Origin of the sequence: Nonomuraea wenchangensis, assembly GCF_900111685.1 — a bacterium.
GTDB lineage: Bacteria > Actinomycetota > Actinomycetes > Streptosporangiales > Streptosporangiaceae > Nonomuraea > Nonomuraea wenchangensis.
Window position 1 is genome coordinate 184,767 of sequence record NZ_FOHX01000016.1, and the last position, 16,047, is coordinate 200,813.

General features: G+C 70.7%; 19 protein-coding genes. 12 read left to right on the top strand and 7 right to left on the bottom strand.

The genetic code is table 11. From position 1 onward, the window contains the following. Nucleotides 1-119 precede the first annotated feature (119 nt). Nucleotides 120-497, top strand: coding sequence for an STAS domain-containing protein (locus BMW85_RS36650; protein ID WP_091090939.1), 378 nt, complete (start codon nt 120-122; stop codon nt 495-497). A 6-nt stretch (nt 498-503) separates the two neighbouring features. Here the strand turns inward: BMW85_RS36650 and BMW85_RS36655 are convergent, their stop codons facing one another. The 3 genes from BMW85_RS36655 to BMW85_RS36665 form a co-directional block, all read right to left on the bottom strand. Next, nucleotides 504-1,019 (bottom strand): hypothetical protein, encoded by a 516-nt coding sequence (locus tag BMW85_RS36655; RefSeq protein WP_091090941.1) that lies wholly within the window; start codon nt 1,017-1,019, stop codon nt 504-506. Between the two features lie 129 nt (nt 1,020-1,148). After that, entirely contained in the window at nt 1,149-1,718 is a 570-nt protein-coding gene (locus BMW85_RS36660) for an isochorismatase family protein (protein WP_091090944.1), read from the bottom strand. A 14-nt stretch (nt 1,719-1,732) separates the two neighbouring features. Next, nucleotides 1,733-3,016 (bottom strand): nicotinate phosphoribosyltransferase, encoded by a 1,284-nt coding sequence (locus tag BMW85_RS36665; protein WP_393186490.1) that lies wholly within the window; start codon nt 3,014-3,016, stop codon nt 1,733-1,735. A gap of 46 nt (nt 3,017-3,062) precedes the next feature. On the opposite strand from BMW85_RS36665, the gene clpS reads away from it, so the two are divergent. From clpS to BMW85_RS36690, 5 genes are all read left to right on the top strand, one after another. Then, nucleotides 3,063-3,356: an ATP-dependent Clp protease adapter ClpS gene (gene clpS, locus BMW85_RS36670; RefSeq protein ID WP_026215058.1), complete on the top strand. Its 294-nt coding sequence runs from the start codon at nt 3,063-3,065 to the stop codon at nt 3,354-3,356. A gap of 37 nt (nt 3,357-3,393) precedes the next feature. Then, nucleotides 3,394-3,918 carry a DUF2017 domain-containing protein gene (locus BMW85_RS36675; protein ID WP_091090950.1) on the top strand — a complete coding sequence of 175 codons (525 nt, stop codon included), beginning with the start codon at nt 3,394-3,396 and terminating at the stop codon, nt 3,916-3,918. 10 nt (nt 3,919-3,928) lie between these two features. Continuing rightward, on the top strand, nt 3,929-4,330 hold the full coding sequence (locus tag BMW85_RS36680) for a M67 family metallopeptidase (protein ID WP_091090952.1): 402 nt from the start codon (nt 3,929-3,931) through the stop codon (nt 4,328-4,330). Nucleotides 4,331-4,475: 145 nt separating this feature from the next. Further along, nucleotides 4,476-4,751: a MoaD/ThiS family protein gene (locus tag BMW85_RS36685; protein WP_020546633.1), complete on the top strand. Its 276-nt coding sequence runs from the start codon at nt 4,476-4,478 to the stop codon at nt 4,749-4,751. Nucleotide 4,752: 1 nt separating this feature from the next. After that, entirely contained in the window at nt 4,753-5,700 is a 948-nt protein-coding gene (locus tag BMW85_RS36690) for a PLP-dependent cysteine synthase family protein (RefSeq protein ID WP_091090954.1), read from the top strand. A 50-nt stretch (nt 5,701-5,750) separates the two neighbouring features. On the opposite strand, the gene BMW85_RS36695 is transcribed toward BMW85_RS36690, so the two are convergent. Both BMW85_RS36695 and BMW85_RS36700 read right to left on the bottom strand, forming a co-directional pair. After that, nucleotides 5,751-7,634, bottom strand: a complete 1,884-nt coding sequence (locus tag BMW85_RS36695; protein ID WP_091090956.1) for a DUF3352 domain-containing protein — start codon at nt 7,632-7,634, stop codon at nt 5,751-5,753. An 87-nt stretch (nt 7,635-7,721) separates the two neighbouring features. Then, the gene (locus BMW85_RS36700; RefSeq protein WP_143082524.1) at nt 7,722-8,048 is read right to left on the bottom strand and encodes a hypothetical protein; all 327 of its coding nucleotides are present in this window, start codon (nt 8,046-8,048) and stop codon (nt 7,722-7,724) included. Between the two features lie 111 nt (nt 8,049-8,159). On the opposite strand from BMW85_RS36700, the gene BMW85_RS36705 reads away from it, so the two are divergent. The 3 genes from BMW85_RS36705 to BMW85_RS36715 all read left to right on the top strand — a co-directional run bounded on the left by BMW85_RS36705 (nt 8,160) and on the right by BMW85_RS36715 (nt 10,749). Continuing rightward, nucleotides 8,160-8,951: a thioesterase family protein gene (locus BMW85_RS36705; RefSeq protein WP_091090961.1), complete on the top strand. Its 792-nt coding sequence runs from the start codon at nt 8,160-8,162 to the stop codon at nt 8,949-8,951. A 113-nt stretch (nt 8,952-9,064) separates the two neighbouring features. Beyond that, entirely contained in the window at nt 9,065-10,000 is a 936-nt protein-coding gene (gene murI / locus BMW85_RS36710) for a glutamate racemase (RefSeq protein WP_091090963.1), read from the top strand. Next, entirely contained in the window at nt 9,997-10,749 is a 753-nt protein-coding gene (locus BMW85_RS36715) for an MBL fold metallo-hydrolase (protein WP_091090966.1), read from the top strand. The genes murI and BMW85_RS36715 overlap by 4 nt, the downstream gene beginning before the upstream one ends. A 16-nt stretch (nt 10,750-10,765) precedes the next feature. Here BMW85_RS36715 and BMW85_RS36720 read toward each other — a convergent pair whose 3' ends face one another. Further along, nucleotides 10,766-12,013, bottom strand: a complete 1,248-nt coding sequence (locus BMW85_RS36720) for an MFS transporter (RefSeq protein ID WP_177241073.1) — start codon at nt 12,011-12,013, stop codon at nt 10,766-10,768. A 68-nt stretch (nt 12,014-12,081) separates the two neighbouring features. Between BMW85_RS36720 and rph the strand changes: the two genes are divergently transcribed. Both rph and rdgB read left to right on the top strand, forming a co-directional pair. Beyond that, entirely contained in the window at nt 12,082-12,801 is a 720-nt protein-coding gene (gene rph / locus BMW85_RS36725; RefSeq protein WP_091091116.1) for a ribonuclease PH, read from the top strand. Beyond that, nucleotides 12,798-13,388, top strand: coding sequence for an RdgB/HAM1 family non-canonical purine NTP pyrophosphatase (rdgB, locus tag BMW85_RS36730; protein WP_091090971.1), 591 nt, complete (start codon nt 12,798-12,800; stop codon nt 13,386-13,388). Before rph ends, rdgB begins: the two co-directional genes overlap by 4 nt. A gap of 287 nt (nt 13,389-13,675) precedes the next feature. Here the strand turns inward: rdgB and BMW85_RS36735 are convergent, their stop codons facing one another. Then, entirely contained in the window at nt 13,676-14,593 is a 918-nt protein-coding gene (locus BMW85_RS36735) for an endonuclease/exonuclease/phosphatase family protein (RefSeq protein ID WP_177241074.1), read from the bottom strand. A gap of 299 nt (nt 14,594-14,892) precedes the next feature. On the opposite strand from BMW85_RS36735, the gene BMW85_RS36740 reads away from it, so the two are divergent. Next, the gene (locus BMW85_RS36740) at nt 14,893-16,038 is read left to right on the top strand and encodes a methyltransferase domain-containing protein (RefSeq protein WP_091090976.1); all 1,146 of its coding nucleotides are present in this window, start codon (nt 14,893-14,895) and stop codon (nt 16,036-16,038) included. The last annotated feature ends 9 nt before the right edge of the window (nt 16,039-16,047 follow it).

Genomic DNA, 16,047 nt, shown 5'->3' on the forward strand with positions numbered 1-16,047 from the left:
GATCGACCGGGTCTGAACCATACGCATTTGGCCACAGAGCAGTGACCTTCCGTTAGAGACCCGGCAGAAGCGGCAACAACTCTCTTGGCTCGCGTTGATGCGCAGAAGGACTCCAGCCCATGTCATATGAGGCCAACCGAAAATCGACGCTCAACGTCACTTCAGGCCTCTCGCGCAACGCCGTGATCCTTCGGCTCGAAGGCGAGCTCGACGTCAACGCGGTGCCCCTGCTGCGGGAGCACCTGGAGCTCGTCTGGGAGCTGCCCCCGCCCCCGTTTCTCATCCTCGATCTCGCCGAGGTGCAGTTCTGTGACTCGATGGGCATGAACGAGCTCGTCGGCGTCATGCAGCGCTGCGAGGCCCGGGGCACCCGGCTGCTGCTCGGCGGGGTGCAGGGCGTGATGGCGCGGGTGCTCTCGATCACCGGGCTGCGGCACGCGTTCGAGGTGTTCGCGCAGTTCGACGATGCGCTCCGGCTCGCGGTCGCGGCCCCCTGACTCCGCTCAGCCGCGCGGCGGCGGGATGCGGCGGCCGTTGCGGCCGTCGACCGGGACCCGGGCGGCGTCCTTCGGCAGCGGCACCGTGACCGCCGCGGTGTGGCCCTTGACGTGCACCGGCAGGGTGTAGGCGAGCCGCCGCGCGCCCCCGGCCGGGGCCAGGTGTCCGGTGTGCAGCCAGACCAGCAGCCGCCGGCCCTGCGAGCGCATCGCGACCTCCGCCGTGTCGCACTCGTGGCGGCGGGCCGCCCAGGTCAGCACGAGGCTCGTGCCCAGCCGGGCCGAGCGCGGGGTGGGGGCGCGCTCCGGGCAGGAGGCCGGCGGCGCGACGTCGTGGGCCACGACCGTGTGGTCGGGGGTCGCGTGCGGCGTGGTGAGCCGGCCCATGACGATCGTGCCGGCCTCCAGCAGCAGCAGGGTCACGATCGCGCCCGCTCGCTCCAGGGGGCGACCCCTGAACAGGAGCCAGAGGCTGAGCGGAGCGAGGAGCAGCCAGGCCGCCCCGAGTGAGAGGGCCAGCATGGGAAACCTTCGAGTCAGAGGATCATGTCACTCTCCGTACTACTGTGGCTCCGGAGAGGGTTCATCCTCTTGAGTATCACATGACCGAAGCGTTGCGAAGCGCGTACGCAACGTGAACGGCCGTTGTGGTCAGCCCGTAACGGGAGCCCCCGTCAGCGTGACGCCCGCCCGCTCCAGCTCCGCCCGCGCGGCCTCGGTCGTCGCCGGCGTCACCCCCGCCGTGAGGTCGAGCGGCACCCGCACCGTGAGGCCGTTCTTCACGGCGTCGAGGGCGGTGGCGCGCACGCAGTGGTCGGTGGCGATGCCGACGACGTCAACCTCGCTCACCCCGCGCTCCCGCAGCCAGTCGATCAGGGTCGCGCCGTCGCCGCTCTCGCCCTCGAAGCCGCTGTAGGCTGCGGTGTAAGCGCCTTTGCTGAAGACCTCCTCCACCGCCGACACGTCGAACGACGGGTGGAAGTCGGCGCCCGGCGTGCCCGCCACGCAGTGGGCGGGCCAGGTGGAGACGTAGTCGGGGGAGTCGGCGAAGTGGTCGCCGGGGGAGACGTGATAGTCGCGGGTGGCCACCACGTGGTCGTAGCCGTGCTCGCGCACGTGGCGGGTGATCGCCGCGGCCACGGCGGAGCCGCCGGCAACGGGGAGACTGCCACCTTCGCAGAAGTCGTTCTGCACATCGACGATGATCAGCGCGGTGCCCATAAGAGCACGATACGTCACGCGAACTCGGTCGGGATCGCCGCGTACCCTCTGCCCAGGTGCAGGGCCTCCAGGGGGAGGGTGGCGACCGCGCTCCGGTGGCGCTCGCGGGCCTCGGCCAGGGACTCCCTGCCGATCACCTTGCCGTCGCGCACCAGGTCGTGCAGCAGGGGTACGCCGCCCTCGGGGACCAGGCCGCCGGTGGTGATCAGCTCGGTCTCGACGTGCCCGGAGTCGTCGAGCAGCCGGTACGCCTCCTTGCGCCCGCCCCGCGACGGCTTGCCCACCGAGCGCTTGGCCACGGCCTCCAGCTCGCCGCTCGCCGTCTCGCGCGCCACCAGCTTGTAGACCAGCGCCGCCGTCGGCACCCCGGAACCGGTCACCAGCGAGGTGCCGACGCCGTAGCCGTCCACGGGGGCGGCGGCGAGGGCGGCGATGGCGTACTCGTCCAGGTCGGAGGTGACGAGGATGCGGGTGCCGGTCGCGCCGAGCGCGTCGAGCTGCCGGCGTACCTCCTGGGCCGCGGCGGCGAGGTCGCCGGAGTCGATGCGGACCGCGCCCAGCGCGGGCCCGGCCAGTTCGACCGCCGTGCGCACCGCCTCGGCCACGTCGTAGGTGTCCACCAGCAGGGTGGTGGCGGCGCCGAACGAGGCGATCTGCGCCTCGAACGCCGCCCGCTCGCTGTCGTGCAGCAGCGTGAAGGCGTGGGCGGCGGTGCCGGCGGTGGGGATGCCGTAGCGGTGGCCGGCCATGAGGTTGGAGGTCGAGGCGAACCCGGCGATGTAGGCCGCGCGGGCCGCCGCCACGGCCGCGTCCTCGTGCGTGCGCCGCGAGCCCATCTCGATGAGGGGCCGCTCGCCGGCCGCGTTCGTCATGCGGGAGGCAGCCGAGGCGATCGCGCAGTCGTGGTTGAGTATCGACAGGATCAGCGTCTCCAGCAGCACGGCCTCGGCGAAGGTCCCCTCGACGACGAGGATGGGGGAGGCGGGGAAGTAGAGGTCGCCCTCCTGGTAGCCGCAGATGTTCCCGGCGAACCTGTAGTCGGCCAGGAACGCCAGCGTGGCCTCGTCGACGACCCGGTGCTCGCGCAGGAAAGTGAGTTCCTCGTCACCGAAACGGAAGCGTTCGAGCTCGTCGAGGACACGCCCGGTGCCCGCGACGACTCCATACCTGCGCCCGCCCGGCAGATGCCTGGCGAACACCTCGAAGACCGCGCGCCGGTGCGCCGCGCCGCTGCGCAGGGCCGCCTGCAGCATCGTCAGCTCATAGTGATCTGTGAGCAACGCAGTGCTCATGGTCATTGTCACGACTCGAAGACTACGACTCAGATAGGGCAGACTTGCGGATGTGGGTACCACCGCTCCAATCGCCGTCGAGCGTCCGTCATCGGACGTCCGGCCCGATCTGCCCTGGGTAACCATCGTGTGGAACGACCCCGTCAATCTGATGTCGTACGTGACCTACGTCTTCCAGACGGTCTTCGGCTACACCAGGGAGAAGGCCGAAAAACTCATGCTGGACGTGCACCACAAGGGCAAGGCCGTGGTGTCCAGCGGCACGCGCGAAGAGATGGAGCGCGATGTGCAGATTCTCCACTCCTACGGCTTGTGGGCGACGCTCCAGCCAGATTCGGTCAAGTAGGGCGTATGACGCTCTCGACGCGCGTGAAGAGGTGCGGGTGAGTTCGGGGTTCTCGCCGGGGGAGGGCGGACGGGTGGTCGCGCGGTTCGAGGCCGCGGAGATCTCCCTGCTGCGCTCACTGGTGTCGATGATGCTCGGCCTGGTGCCGCCCGGGGAGACCAGCGACGATCCGCTGGAGCGGGCGCTCGGCATCGGCGGGGGCGAGGCGCCGTCGGATCCGGTGCTGGCGCGGTTGTTCCCCTCGGCGTACGAGGACGCGAACGACGCCTCCGAGTTCCGCCGCTACACCGAGGCGACCCTGCGCGAGGGCAAGCGGGCCGACGCCCAGACCGTCCACGACACCGCCGCCCCGGGCCGCTTCGAGCTGACCCCGGAGCAGGCGCAGGCGTGGCTGCGCGCGCTCAACGACGTCCGCCTCACGCTCGGCACCAAGCTGGAGGTGACCGAGGAGGTGCACGACGAGATCGCGATGATGTCCGAGGACGATCCCCGCTACCCTGCGTACGTGACCTACGACTGGCTGACCTACCTCCAGGACAGCCTGGTCCGGGCCCTCTGGTAACTTCCGGGCCATGCTGTCGATCGCGCAGGAACTCGCTGACAAGATCGTCGCCCATGCCCGGGCCGACCATCCCGATGAGGCGTGCGGGGTGATCGCCGGCCGCAACGGCGTGCCCGAGCGGTTCATCCCGATGGAGAACGCCGAGCGTTCGCCGACCTTCTACCGTTTCGACTCCAGGGAACAATTCCGCGTCTGGCGCGAGATGGACGACCGCGACGAGACGCCCGTTGTGATCTACCACTCGCACACGGCCACCGAGGCCTACCCGTCGCGCACCGACATCGCCTACGCCTCCGAGCCCGACACCCACTACGTGCTGGTCTCGACCCGCGAGGAGGGCGAGATGGAATTCCGCTCCTTCCGCATCCTCGATGGGGTGGTCACGGAGGAAGAGGTAGAGTTCCTCCCATGATGGTCCGGCCTGTGCAGAGCTTCCTCTTCGCGCACACTCCGGTCGTCGTCCTCTACGACTGTCGCTGAGCGTGGAACACCTGCCACACCCTGGGCGTTGACGCCCCATGGACGACGACTGACCACTCATGAGGAGACTGACCGCGATGGCCATCGAGGTTCGCATTCCGACGATCCTTCGCAACTACACCGACGGCGCGAAGGCCGTGAACGCCGAGGGCGCGACCCTGGACGAGCTGATCACCAACCTGGAGACCAACCACCCGGGCATCAAGAACCGGCTGGTGGACGAGGCCGGCGGCCTGCGCCGCTTCGTCAACGTCTACCTCAACGACGAGGACGTGCGCTTCCTCGGCGGCCTCGGCACCCCGGTGTCCGACGGTGACACGGTGACCGTGCTCCCCGCCGTCGCCGGCGGATGACATGCGTTTCGAATCGCTGATCGACTCGGTGGGCCGCACGCCGCTCGTCGGCCTGCCGAGGCTGTCGCCGTCCGATGACGTACGGATCTGGGCCAAGCTGGAGGACCGCAACCCGACCGGCTCCATCAAGGACCGGCCCGCGCTCTGGATGGTCGAGCAGGCCGAGAAGGACGGCCTGCTCACGCCCGGCTGCACGATCCTGGAGCCCACGAGCGGCAACACCGGCATCTCGCTCGCCATGTCGGCCAAGCTCAAGGGCTACAAGCTGATCTGCGTCATGCCGGAGAACACCTCGGAGGAGCGCCGCCAGCTCCTGCGCATGTGGGGCGCGGAGATCATCTCCTCGCCCGCCGCCGGCGGCTCCAACGAGGCGGTCCGCGTCGCCAAGCAGCTCGCGGCCGACAACCCGTCGTGGGTCATGCTCTACCAGTACGGCAACCCGGCCAACTGGCGCTCCCACTACGAGACCACGGGCCCCGAGATCCTCGCCGACCTGCCCACCGTCACGCACTTCGTGGCCGGGCTCGGCACCACGGGCACGCTCATGGGCGTCGGCCGCTTCCTGCGCGAGCAGGTGCCGGACGTGCGGATCGTGGCAGCCGAGCCGCGCTACGGCGAGCTGGTCTACGGCCTGCGCAACGTGGACGAGGGCTTCATCCCCGAGCTCTACGACGAGTCGGTGCTGACCACGCGCTTCTCGGTCGGCTCGGCCGACGCGCTGCGGCGCACCCGCGAGCTGCTGGCCGCCGAGGGCATCTTCGCCGGCGTCTCGACCGGGGCCGCGCTGCACGCCGCGCTCGGCGTGGCGAACAAGGCGGTCAAGGCCGGCGAACGCGCCGACGTCGTCTTCGTGGTGGCCGACGGCGGCTGGAAATACCTGTCCACGGGCGCCTACGAGGGCACCCTGGACGAGGCCGAGGAACGCCTCGAAGGCCAGCTCTGGGCCTGAGCGCATGATCAAGGGCGGCCCGCCGGGCCGCCCTTTCATCATGTCAGGGGTCAGTTGAACAGCACCCGCAGCGAGAACGTCGCCTCCGAGTCGGTCACCTTCCCGCTCAGCCCCACGGCCCGCAGCACCTGAAGGTTGGCCTTGTCGTCACCCTTCATGGACTCCAGGTAGAGGCTCTCCACCTTGTCGAGGTCCACGAAGAGCGCGAAGTTGGCCTCGTCGCCGTCCGCGACCGCCGTCTTGTACGTCTCCGAGTCGCCCAGCGAGCCCTCCTCCGACAGCGACTTGGCGTAGGCGTCGCTGCTCGCCACGGTGAAGACGCCGTCGCCGGTGACCTTGGCGATCTGCGGGGCGGGCTGGCCGCTCGACGTGATCGCCTGCTGCACCTTGTCGAAGACGGCCTGCGCCTTGGCCGGGTCGGTGGCGATGCGCACCCCCGCCTTGATCTGGTCGCCGTCCAGGCCCTCGGAGTCGACCGCGAAGGTGACGTTCTTGCCAAGCAGCGTGGCGATGTCGCCGGGCAGGCTGAGGCCGTACTGGGTCTTGGCCTGCTGGAGGAGCTGCGTGATCTCGGCCGAGCCGGTCGCCGTGGCCTGCTTCTCGATCTCCGCCCACTGCTTGGTGACCACCTGGTCGAGGCCGGAGATCGACAGGGCGCCCGCGGTGGAGGCGGGCAGCGTGCCGAGGTTCGCCTGCGGCAGGTCGCCCTGCGGCGTCAGGCCCTTGGCCCCGCGTACGGTGCCGGCGAGCTCGACGTAGGAGCTGTCGAAGCGGAGCGCGCCGGCGAAGCGGGCGTCCTTGACCTGCTCGACCGCCGCGCGCTGGTCGGCCGGGATCTCCTTGCCCGCCGCCTCGACGAGGCCGCCCATGTCGGCCCAGAACGACAGCACGCCCTGCTCGCCGACGGCGCCCATGTCGTCGCTGAACTCGGCGTTGTCGGCCAGGCTGCCGTCGGCGGCGGCGTACTTCTCGGCCAGCGCCTGGGTGGGGGTCAGCAGGGCGTAGTCGTCGCGGAAGGCGATGCCGTACTTGTCGCCGTCCATCAGCTTGGCGATGCCGGCCTTGGCCTGCTCCTGGTCCTTGACCTGGACGGCCACCGCGACGTCGGGCTCGTCCTTGCCGGAGGGCACGGCGGCGAAGCCGATCCTGCTGCCCAGCCACGGGTCGACGTCCTTGGCGAAGTCGAGCTTGCCGCCGGAGTCCTTGTTGATGGTGTCGAACAGCGCCTTGCGCGGGTCCTCGCCGGAGAAGCTGTCCTTCGTGACCGTGAACTTCCTGGCGAGCTGGAACAGCGCCAGCTTCTGGTTGGCGGCCGGGTCCAGGTCGAGGCGGGCGTAGGCGATCGAGTTGGCGGGCAGGACGTCGGACGGCTGCGTGCCGCCGCCGCCGAGCGCTCCGACGGCCCACACCGCGCCGCCGCCGAGCACCACCACGGCGAGCGCCGCGGCGCCCGCGACGAGCCAGCTCTTGCGGCCCTTCTTGGGGGGCTGCGCGGGCGGCTGCTGCTGCTGCCAGCCCTGCTGCTGCCCGTAGAGGTCCTGCTGGGCGTAGGCGCCCTGCTGGGCGTACTGGGGCTGGGTGTACTGGCCCTGCTGGCCGTACTGCTGCCCGTACTGGGGCTGCTGGCCGTACTGCTGCCCGTACTGCTGGCCGGACGGGGCCTGCTGGCCGTACTGCTGGCCGTGCTGTTGCCCGGACGGGGCCTGCTGGCCGTACTGCTGGCCGTGCTGTTGCCCGGACGGGGCCTGCTGGCCGTACTGCTGGCCGTACTGGCCCTGCTGGATCTGCTCCTGCTGCCAGCCGCCCTGAGGAAGCTGCTGCTGGTGCGCGGGCTGGCCCTGCTGTGGCGGATAGGGCTGACCCTGGTTCCAGTTGTACGCCTGGGTGCGGTCAGGGTCCTGACCAGCACCGTAAGGGGGGTTATTCGCAGACATCACTTCACTCACAATGTGGACTTGTGGCCACATCGGACCATAGTGCCTGCTGCTTATCAGACGCTTGCAGAACGCTGGATCCTGCGCTTACGCGCGGTCAAGCTCACCCTTCAAGGCGCTGATGTGCACCTCGCCCCCGCCGTAGTCGGCCACGTCCGCCCAGGGGACGAACGCGCATCCGGCGTACAGCACCCGCGCCAGCGCCTTCGACACCCAGGGCGCCCGCCCTTCGCGCTCGCGGGTGAGCCCGAGCAGGAGCGGGGCACGGAGCTGGGAGACCACGAGCCCGTAGACGGTGCCACTCTGCTGGAGCTCGCCCTTGTGCCGGACCACCCGGATGTCGACCACGTGCCCGACCCACACCCCGTTGGCGTCCCACACGGACTGACCGATGAGCTGGGTAACAGTTGCCATGATCAAACCGTCTCAGTCCGATCACGTTTTCCCTGGTAGGCGCGCTGATGAGGCGATGCCGTAGAGTATGTGGCGACTAGAATATAGTTCCAGACTTCACGGGTGAGGCGGATGACGAAGTTCGACGAGGCAACGCAGGCGATCAAGATCGACGACACCACGTACGACGTGTGCCTCGACCCCGGCTACTCGATCGGCGGCCCGCTCAACGGCGGCTACCTCATGGCCGTGATCCTGCGCGCGGCGGTGGACGCCTCACCGTTCGAGCACCCCGTGAGCACCACCGCGCAGTTCCTCAAGGCACCGGTCCCCGGGCCCGCGCAGGTGCGGGTGGAGCCGCTGAAGGCGGGCCGGACGGCCGCGTTCGCCCGCGCCACGCTCGTCCAGGACGGCACCGCCAAGATCGAGGGACTGATCACCACTGCCACGCTCAGCGGCGCGACCCCCGACTACCACGACGACGAGGTCCACCCCATGCCGCCCGTCGAGGACTGCCTCCGGCTCCCCGACCCCAAGCCCGAGTCCGGCATGACGCTGAACGCCCAGATGGAGCTGCGCTTCGACCCGCCCACGATCGGCTGGCTCAAGGGCGAGCCGACCGGCCGCCCCGAGTCGCGCGCCTACTTCCGCATGGCCGAGCCGCAGGACCCGGACCCGTACGTGGTGGCGCTGGCCGTGGACGCCCTGCCCCCCGTGGTCTTCTCGGCCGGGGCGCGCGGCTGGGCGCCGACCGTGGACCTCACCTGGCACCTGCGCGCCCTGCCCGCCCCCGGCTGGCTCACGCTCATCGGCGGCGGCCGGATGATCTCCGACGGCTGGTTCGACGAGGAGGTCGAGGTACGCGACTCCACCGGCCGCTTGGTCGCGCAGTCCCGCCAGCTCGCCCGGGTGGGGAGGGGCTGACCGGCAGCGAAGCGTACGGATGTGACCAAGGCGACATCGCATCCTGCTCACGAGTCGCACATGTGAGCATTCTTACGCAGTGTTGATCGCCCAGGTCGCCTACCCTCTGAAGCGTGCCGGACACGAGCATCGGGATATTCGACAGCGGGGTCGGCGGCCTGACGGTCGCTCGCGCGATCATCGACCAGCTTCCCCACGAGTCCATCACCTACGTGGCCGACACGGCCCGGCAGCCGTACGGGCCGAAGAGCATCCCCGAGGTCCGCGCCTGCGCACTGGAGGTGATGGACCACCTCGTCGAGCTCGACGTCAAGCTGCTCGTGATCGCGTGCAACAGCGCCAGCGCCGCCGTGCTTCGCGACGCCCGCGAACGCTATGACGTGCCCGTCGTCGAGGTGATCCACCCCGCCACCAGGCGCGCCGTGCGCGCGACCCGCAACGGCAGGGTCGGCGTGATCGCCACCAGGGCCACCATCGAGTCCATGGCCTATCACGACGCCTTCACCGCGGCTCCCGACGTGCAGCTCACCGGCGTGGCCGCCCCACGCCTGGTGGAGTACGTCGAACGAGGCGAGACGATGAGCGGCGAGCTCATCGAGGTCGTACGCGACTACCTGGAGCCCGTCAGGGCCGCCGGGTGCGACACTCTCATCCTCGGCTGCACCCACTATCCGCTGCTCGCCGGCGCGATCTCGTACGTCGCCGGCGAGGAGGTCACGCTGGTCTCCAGCGCCGACGAGACGGCCAAGGACGTCTACCGGATCCTGCACGACCGCGGCCTGGCGTCAGGAGGCGAAGCCACCCCCCGGCACCGCTTCCTCGCCACCGGCGACCCCCGGCTCTTCGCCCGCCTCGGGCGGCGGTTCCTGGGGCCCGAGATCGACGCGGTCGAAGTCGCACCCGTGGGGGGTACCACCGTGAACGGCCGCCCGGCCCGCCCGGCGCCCGCGCCGCTGGCCGCCCTCGGCGGCGGCTGGGAGGTGCTGGACGCCGGAGCCGCGCGGCCGAGCCGCGACGCCGAGCGTCGCAACGAGAAGGAGCCCACATGAAGGTGACCGTCGTCGGCTGCTCAGGAAGCTATCCCGGCCCCGACAGCCCCGCGTCCTGCTACCTGCTCGAAGCCGACGGCTTCCGGCTGCTGCTCGACCTCGGCAGCGGGGCGCTCGGCGCGCTCCAGCGCCACATCGGGCTGTACGACGTGGACGCGATCTGCCTCTCCCACCTGCACGCCGACCACTGCCTGGACCTCTGCGGCTATCACGTCGCCCGCACCTACGGGCCGCGGGCCCCGTACCCGATGCTGCCGGTCCACGCGCCCGCGGGCGCCCCCGCCCGGCTGGCGGCCGCGTACGGCATGCCGGACGAGCCCGGTCTGGAGACGGCGTTCGACTTCGTGCCGCTGGAGCCCCGCAGCTTCGAGCTCGGCCCGTTCACGGTCACGGCGGGGCTGGTCAACCACCCGGTCGAGGCGTACGGCTTCCGCGTCGCCGCGGGTGGGCGGGTCGTCGCGTACTCGGGCGACACCGGCGAGTGCGAGGAGCTGGTCACGCTGGCCGAGGACGCCGACCTGCTGCTGTGCGAGGCGTCGTTCGTCGAGCGGCCCGACCTGCCGACCGGCCTGCACATGACAGGACGCCAGGCCGCCGAGCACGCCGCCAAGGCCGGCGTCGGACGGCTCGTCCTCACCCACCTCGTGCCGTGGAACGATCAGGCCGAGGTGCTCGCCGAGGCCGGCCGCGGCGGCTACGGCGGCCCGATCGAGCTGGCCCGCAGCGGCGCGGTCTACGACCTCGCCTGACTACGACCTGGCCTGATTACGACCTCGCCTGAACCTCGCCCGCCTCGTCGAACTGCCGCATCCGCGGCAGCGGCGAGAACAGCAGCGGCACGAACGCGAGCGCCCGGCCCGTCAGCAGGATCCAGAGCGCCTGACGGACCCCGAGCTGCGCGGCGATGAGCCCGCCGAGCAGCGCGCCCACCGGCATCGTGCCCCACACGAGGAAGCGCACCGAGCCGTTGACCCGGCCGAGCAGGTGCTCGGGGGTCACGGTCTGCCGGTAGGTGAGCTGGCCGATGTTGCTCATCGCCGCCGCGAACGAGATCGCGAACGAGGTGACCGCGAAGAACGACGCCCGCCAGTCCGCCTGCGTCATCGGCAGCAGCAGGCAGAACGGCGGGACGATCACGGCGGCCAGCCAGGTCATCCGCGCCGACCCCACCCGCCGCGACAGCCACCCCGCGCTCAGCCCGCCCACCATGCCGCCGACGCCGCCGACGGTGAGCAGCGCGCCGAGCACGCCCGGCTCCAGCCTGACCACGTCGGCGAGGAACAGCACCGACAGGCCGAGCACGCCGCTCACCGACAGGTTGGAGATGGCCGACGACGCCGTGAACATCCGCATCAGCCGGTCGTGCCACAGGTAGGCCAGCCCCTCGCGGATGCTCCGTAGCAGCGGCTCGCGCCCGTCCGCCCGGCGCGGCTCGTCCGGCGTCCTGATGGTGGTCAGGAAGAGCATCGAGGCGAGCGAGCCGATCGCGGTGGCCGCGATCGTGCGCGAGGCGCCGACCAGCTCGACCAGCGCGCCGCCGATCGCGGGCCCGGACAGGAACGACGCCGCGCGTACGGTCTCCAGCTTCGCGTTGCCGTCGGCGAGCTGCGGTCCGCGTACGAGTCTCGGCAGGTAGGTCTGGTCGGCCACGTCGTTGAACACCTGAGCGGTGCCCGCGAGCAGCGCGACCACGCATAACATCGGCATCGTCAGCACGCCCAGCTCCGCCGCCACCGGAACGCTGCCGACCAGCACGAACCTGGCGAGGTCGGACGCCATCATCACCCGCCGCCTGCGCATCCGGTCGACCCACACCCCCGCGGGCAGGCCGATCACCAGATAAGCGGTGGTCTGTAACGCCGCGAGCAGGCCGACCTCGGCCGGCCCGGCATGCAACACGAGTACGGCCACCAGCGGAAGCGCGACCCGGGAGATGTTCGCCCCGAGTTCACTGGCCAGATGTGAGCTGAGGAACCGGAGGAAGTCAGGGTTGCGCAACACCCCCGTTGTCATTGCGTAAGGATCCATGTGGCCGACACCTTTGGTCAAGAGCGTCGTGGGTCGGAGATAGGGTGATCTGCATGTCCCGACAGGATGGCCGCAACCCTGACCAGCTCCGTCCCATCACGATCACCCGCAACTGGCTGGCGCACGCCGAAGGCTCGGTGCTGGTGGAGTTCGGTGGCACGCGGGTGCTCTGCGCGGCCTCCGTCCAGGACAGCGTGCCGCGCTGGCGGCGGGGCAGCGGGCAGGGCTGGGTCACGGCCGAGTACGCGATGCTGCCGCGGGCGACCAACACCCGCAACGACCGCGAGTCGGTCCGAGGCAAGATCGGCGGGCGCACCCACGAGATCTCCCGCCTCATCGGCCGCTCGCTGCGCGCCTGCGTCGACTACAAGGCGCTGGGGGAGAACTCCGTGCTGCTCGACTGCGACGTGCTGCAGGCCGACGGCGGCACCCGCACGGCCGCCATCACCGGCGCCTACGTCGCGCTGGCCGACGCCGTCGCCTGGATGCGCGAGCGCCGCATGTGCCCCGGCGACCCGCTGATCGGCTCGGTCTCCGCCGTCTCCGTCGGGGTGGTCGGCTCGGTGCCGATGCTCGACCTCTGCTACACCGAGGACGTCGCCGCCGAGACCGACATGAACGTCGTCATGACCGGCGAGGGCAGCTTCGTCGAGGTGCAGGGCACCGCCGAGGGCGCGCCGTTCGACCGCGCGCTGCTCGACAAGCTGCTCGACCTCGCCGTGGCCGGATGCGAGGAGCTGACGCTCATCCAGCAGGAGGCCCTGGAGTCATGAAGATCGTCCTCGCCACCCGCAACCCCGGCAAGATCGCCGAGCTGCGCCGCATCCTGTCCGGGTTCGACATCGTCGGGCTGGAGGAGTTCCCCGAGATCGGCGACGTCGCCGAGACCGGCGTCACCTTCGAGGACAACGCCCTGCTCAAGGCGCACGCCGTCGCCCAGGGCTCGGGCCTGCCCGCCGTGGCCGACGACTCCGGGCTCTGCGTCGACGTCCTCAACGGCATGCCGGGCGTCTTCTCGGCCCGCTGGTCCGGCCGGCACGGCGACGACCGGGGCAACCTCGACCTGCTGCTCGCGCAGGTCTCCGACGTGCCCGCCGACAAGCTGAGCGCCCACTTCGCCTGCGTCGCGGCCCTGGCGCTGCCCTCCGGCGAGCAGCGCGTGGTCGAGGGCACGCTGCCGGGCCACCTGGTGAGGGCGCCGCGCGGCGATCACGGCTTCGGCTACGACCCGATCTTCGTGCCCGAGGGCGAGCAGCGCACGACCGCCGAGCTGGCCCCCGAGGAGAAGGACGCCATCAGCCACCGGGGGCGGGCCTTCCGGGCGCTCGCGCCACTGGTGCGCGAACTGCTCGCTACCTGATCGCCGCTGCTCGTGCCGCCGCAGGCCGCGGCCCGCTCCCGCATGCCCTCCAGGCCACGGCCGCTCGCCGGCCTGCCTTTCCGCGCGGGCCCCTGGCCGTCGTCGGAGATCCTGATCATCAGCTCGCCGGGCCAGCCAGGTGACGGGCCGGCCGAGGAGCATGGGGCCTGTCGTGGGCTCCTGGCCTTGGAGTGAAGGTCCGTGAAGCTGAGTTGCTGTGGCGAGAGCTCATGTGGGGGCGGGCGAGGTGAGGACGAGCCGGGAGGCGTTCCTCTCCGTCATCACGGTCAGAGGCGGATGCGGGCGGCGATCGGCAGGTGGTCGCTGCCCGTCCTCGGCAGCGAGTCGATTCCGGTCACCACCATCGCGCGGGTCAGGATCTGGTCGATGCGCGCCAGCGGGACGCGGGCCGGCCAGCTGAAGGCGAAATCGCGTGGCGGGGCCGTCATCAGCGAGAGCACCGGGCGTAACCCGCGATCGTCGACGGTGCTGTTGAGGTCGCCCAGCAGAAGGACACGGCCGAGCGGTTCGGCGGCCAGCACCGCGGCGAGCCGGCGGGCGCTCTCGTCCCGGCGTACGGCGTCAAATCCTTCCAGGCCGATGCGTACGGAGGGCAAGTGGGCGACGTAGACCGCGATGTCGCCGTGCGGGGTGCGGGCAACGGCGCGCAGCCCGCGGTTCCAGTCCGGGCCGACGTCGTGCGGGCGGATGTCCACCGGCGCGGCTTCCGCGAGGGGGTGACGGGACCAGAGGCCGACGGTGCCGTGCACTGTCCGATAGGGGTAGTCGGCGCGCAGCGCGTCCTCCCAGGCCGGCAGGGCTGCCGGCAGGAGTTCCTCCAGGCCGATCACATCCGGCCGGGCCGCGATCAGCGTGCGGGCCGTACCGGCCGGGTCGGCGTTCTCGTCGCTGACGTTGTGCTGCACGGCGACCAGGTGATGCGGCTGCTCCCCTCGGGGCAGCAGATGCCCCCCGAACTGGGCGAGCCAGGCGGCGAGCGGCAGCAGCGCGGCCAGCGCGCCCGCCGCGGAACGCCGCCACCAGGCCAGGCCGAGCAGCACGGGAACGGCCAGCGCCAGCCACGGCAGGAACGTCTCGACCAGGCTGCCGAGGCGACCGATCCCATTCGGCACCGACTGAGGGAAGGCCAGGACGGCGGCGACCAGCACGGCGACGGCGACCAGGACGAAACGGAAGATCGGCACGCTGCGATCTTCGCAGGCTTCCGCCACTTCCGGCATCGCCCAGGACTTGAGCGTAATCGCGGGTGGTGGCAGTAACTCGGCGTGCACCGTCTGGCTCGCCTGACCGTGCGGCTTCTTGTTGATGACTGACGGTAGTCGTATGATGGCGGAAAGCATACGTCTAGTTGTATGAGGACATCACATGGGCAAGCACAAGGGCGACCAGCCCAAGCTGAGCCGTTCCAGCCGCCCGCGCCCGGCAAAAAGGAGGGCGACAGCGACGGTGGCAAGGGAGGCTCGCACGGCGGCGGTCCGAAGAAGTGACACCTGACCTCGACCTGGCCATCGGCGGCATGATCGACGCGATCAGCGAGACCCGCGCCCCGATCGCCGACGCGATCATCGACGCGCTGCACGCCGTGCCGAGGCACCGGTTCGTCCCCCATGTAGGGGTCGCTCTGACCGAGACCGGCCCCCGGCTCATCGACCGCGACAGCGACCCTGAAGCGTGGTGGGCGACCGTGTACGGGCCGTCCGCCATCGTGACGCAGCTCGACATGGGCGCGACCGACATCCGCGCCGTGGAAGGCCACTACACCTCCTCCAACTCCTCGCCGGGCACGGTGGTCGACCTGCTCACGCAACTCCACCCCGAGCCCGGACACCGTGTACTCGAAGTCGGCACCGGCACGGGATGGACGGCCGCGCTGCTGGCCCACCTCGTCGGCGACGCCTCCCGGGTCACGTCCGTCGAAGTAGACCCGGCCGTCGCCGAGCAAGCGGCGAAGAACCTCGCGGCGGCCGGCGTGCACCCCAACCTGGTCGTCGGCGACGGCGCGGACGGCCGGCCGGAGGGCGCACCGTACGACCGCGTGCACGTGACCTGCGCGGTCCACACCGTGCCCTACGCCTGGGTCGAGCAGTGCCGCCCCGGCGCGGTCATCGTCACCCCGTACTCGCCCGGATTCGACGCCGACCACTCCCTGCGGCTGGTCACCACACCGGACGGCAGCGCCATCGGGAGATTCCCCTGCGACACCCGGTACATGATGATGCGTTCCCAAAACGTCACCACCCCGGGCGACCCGGACGACGGCAGCGGCCGGCGGTTCACCACCGACCTGGATCCCCGCACGATCACCTACGCGCCGGCGGGCGCCGATCTGGTGATATCGGCCCTGACCGGGTCGTGCATGCGCCTGGACGACGACGACCGGATGTTCCTCCTCGACCCCGGCGACCCCGGCCGGTGGGGCGTCGCCATCTACGAACCTGACGGCGAGTCGTGGGTGTACGAGCTCGGCGACCGCCACCTCTGGGAGGAGGTGACCCGCGCGTACTTCCAGTGGGTGAGCTGGGGCGAGCCGGGCCTGGAGCGGTTCGGCATGTCCGTCGATCGTGAGGGGCAGCAGCTCTGGCTCGACGCTCCCCAGGCACCCATAGGTCCACGTCGAAAGCCGGCCTGAACGCCGTAC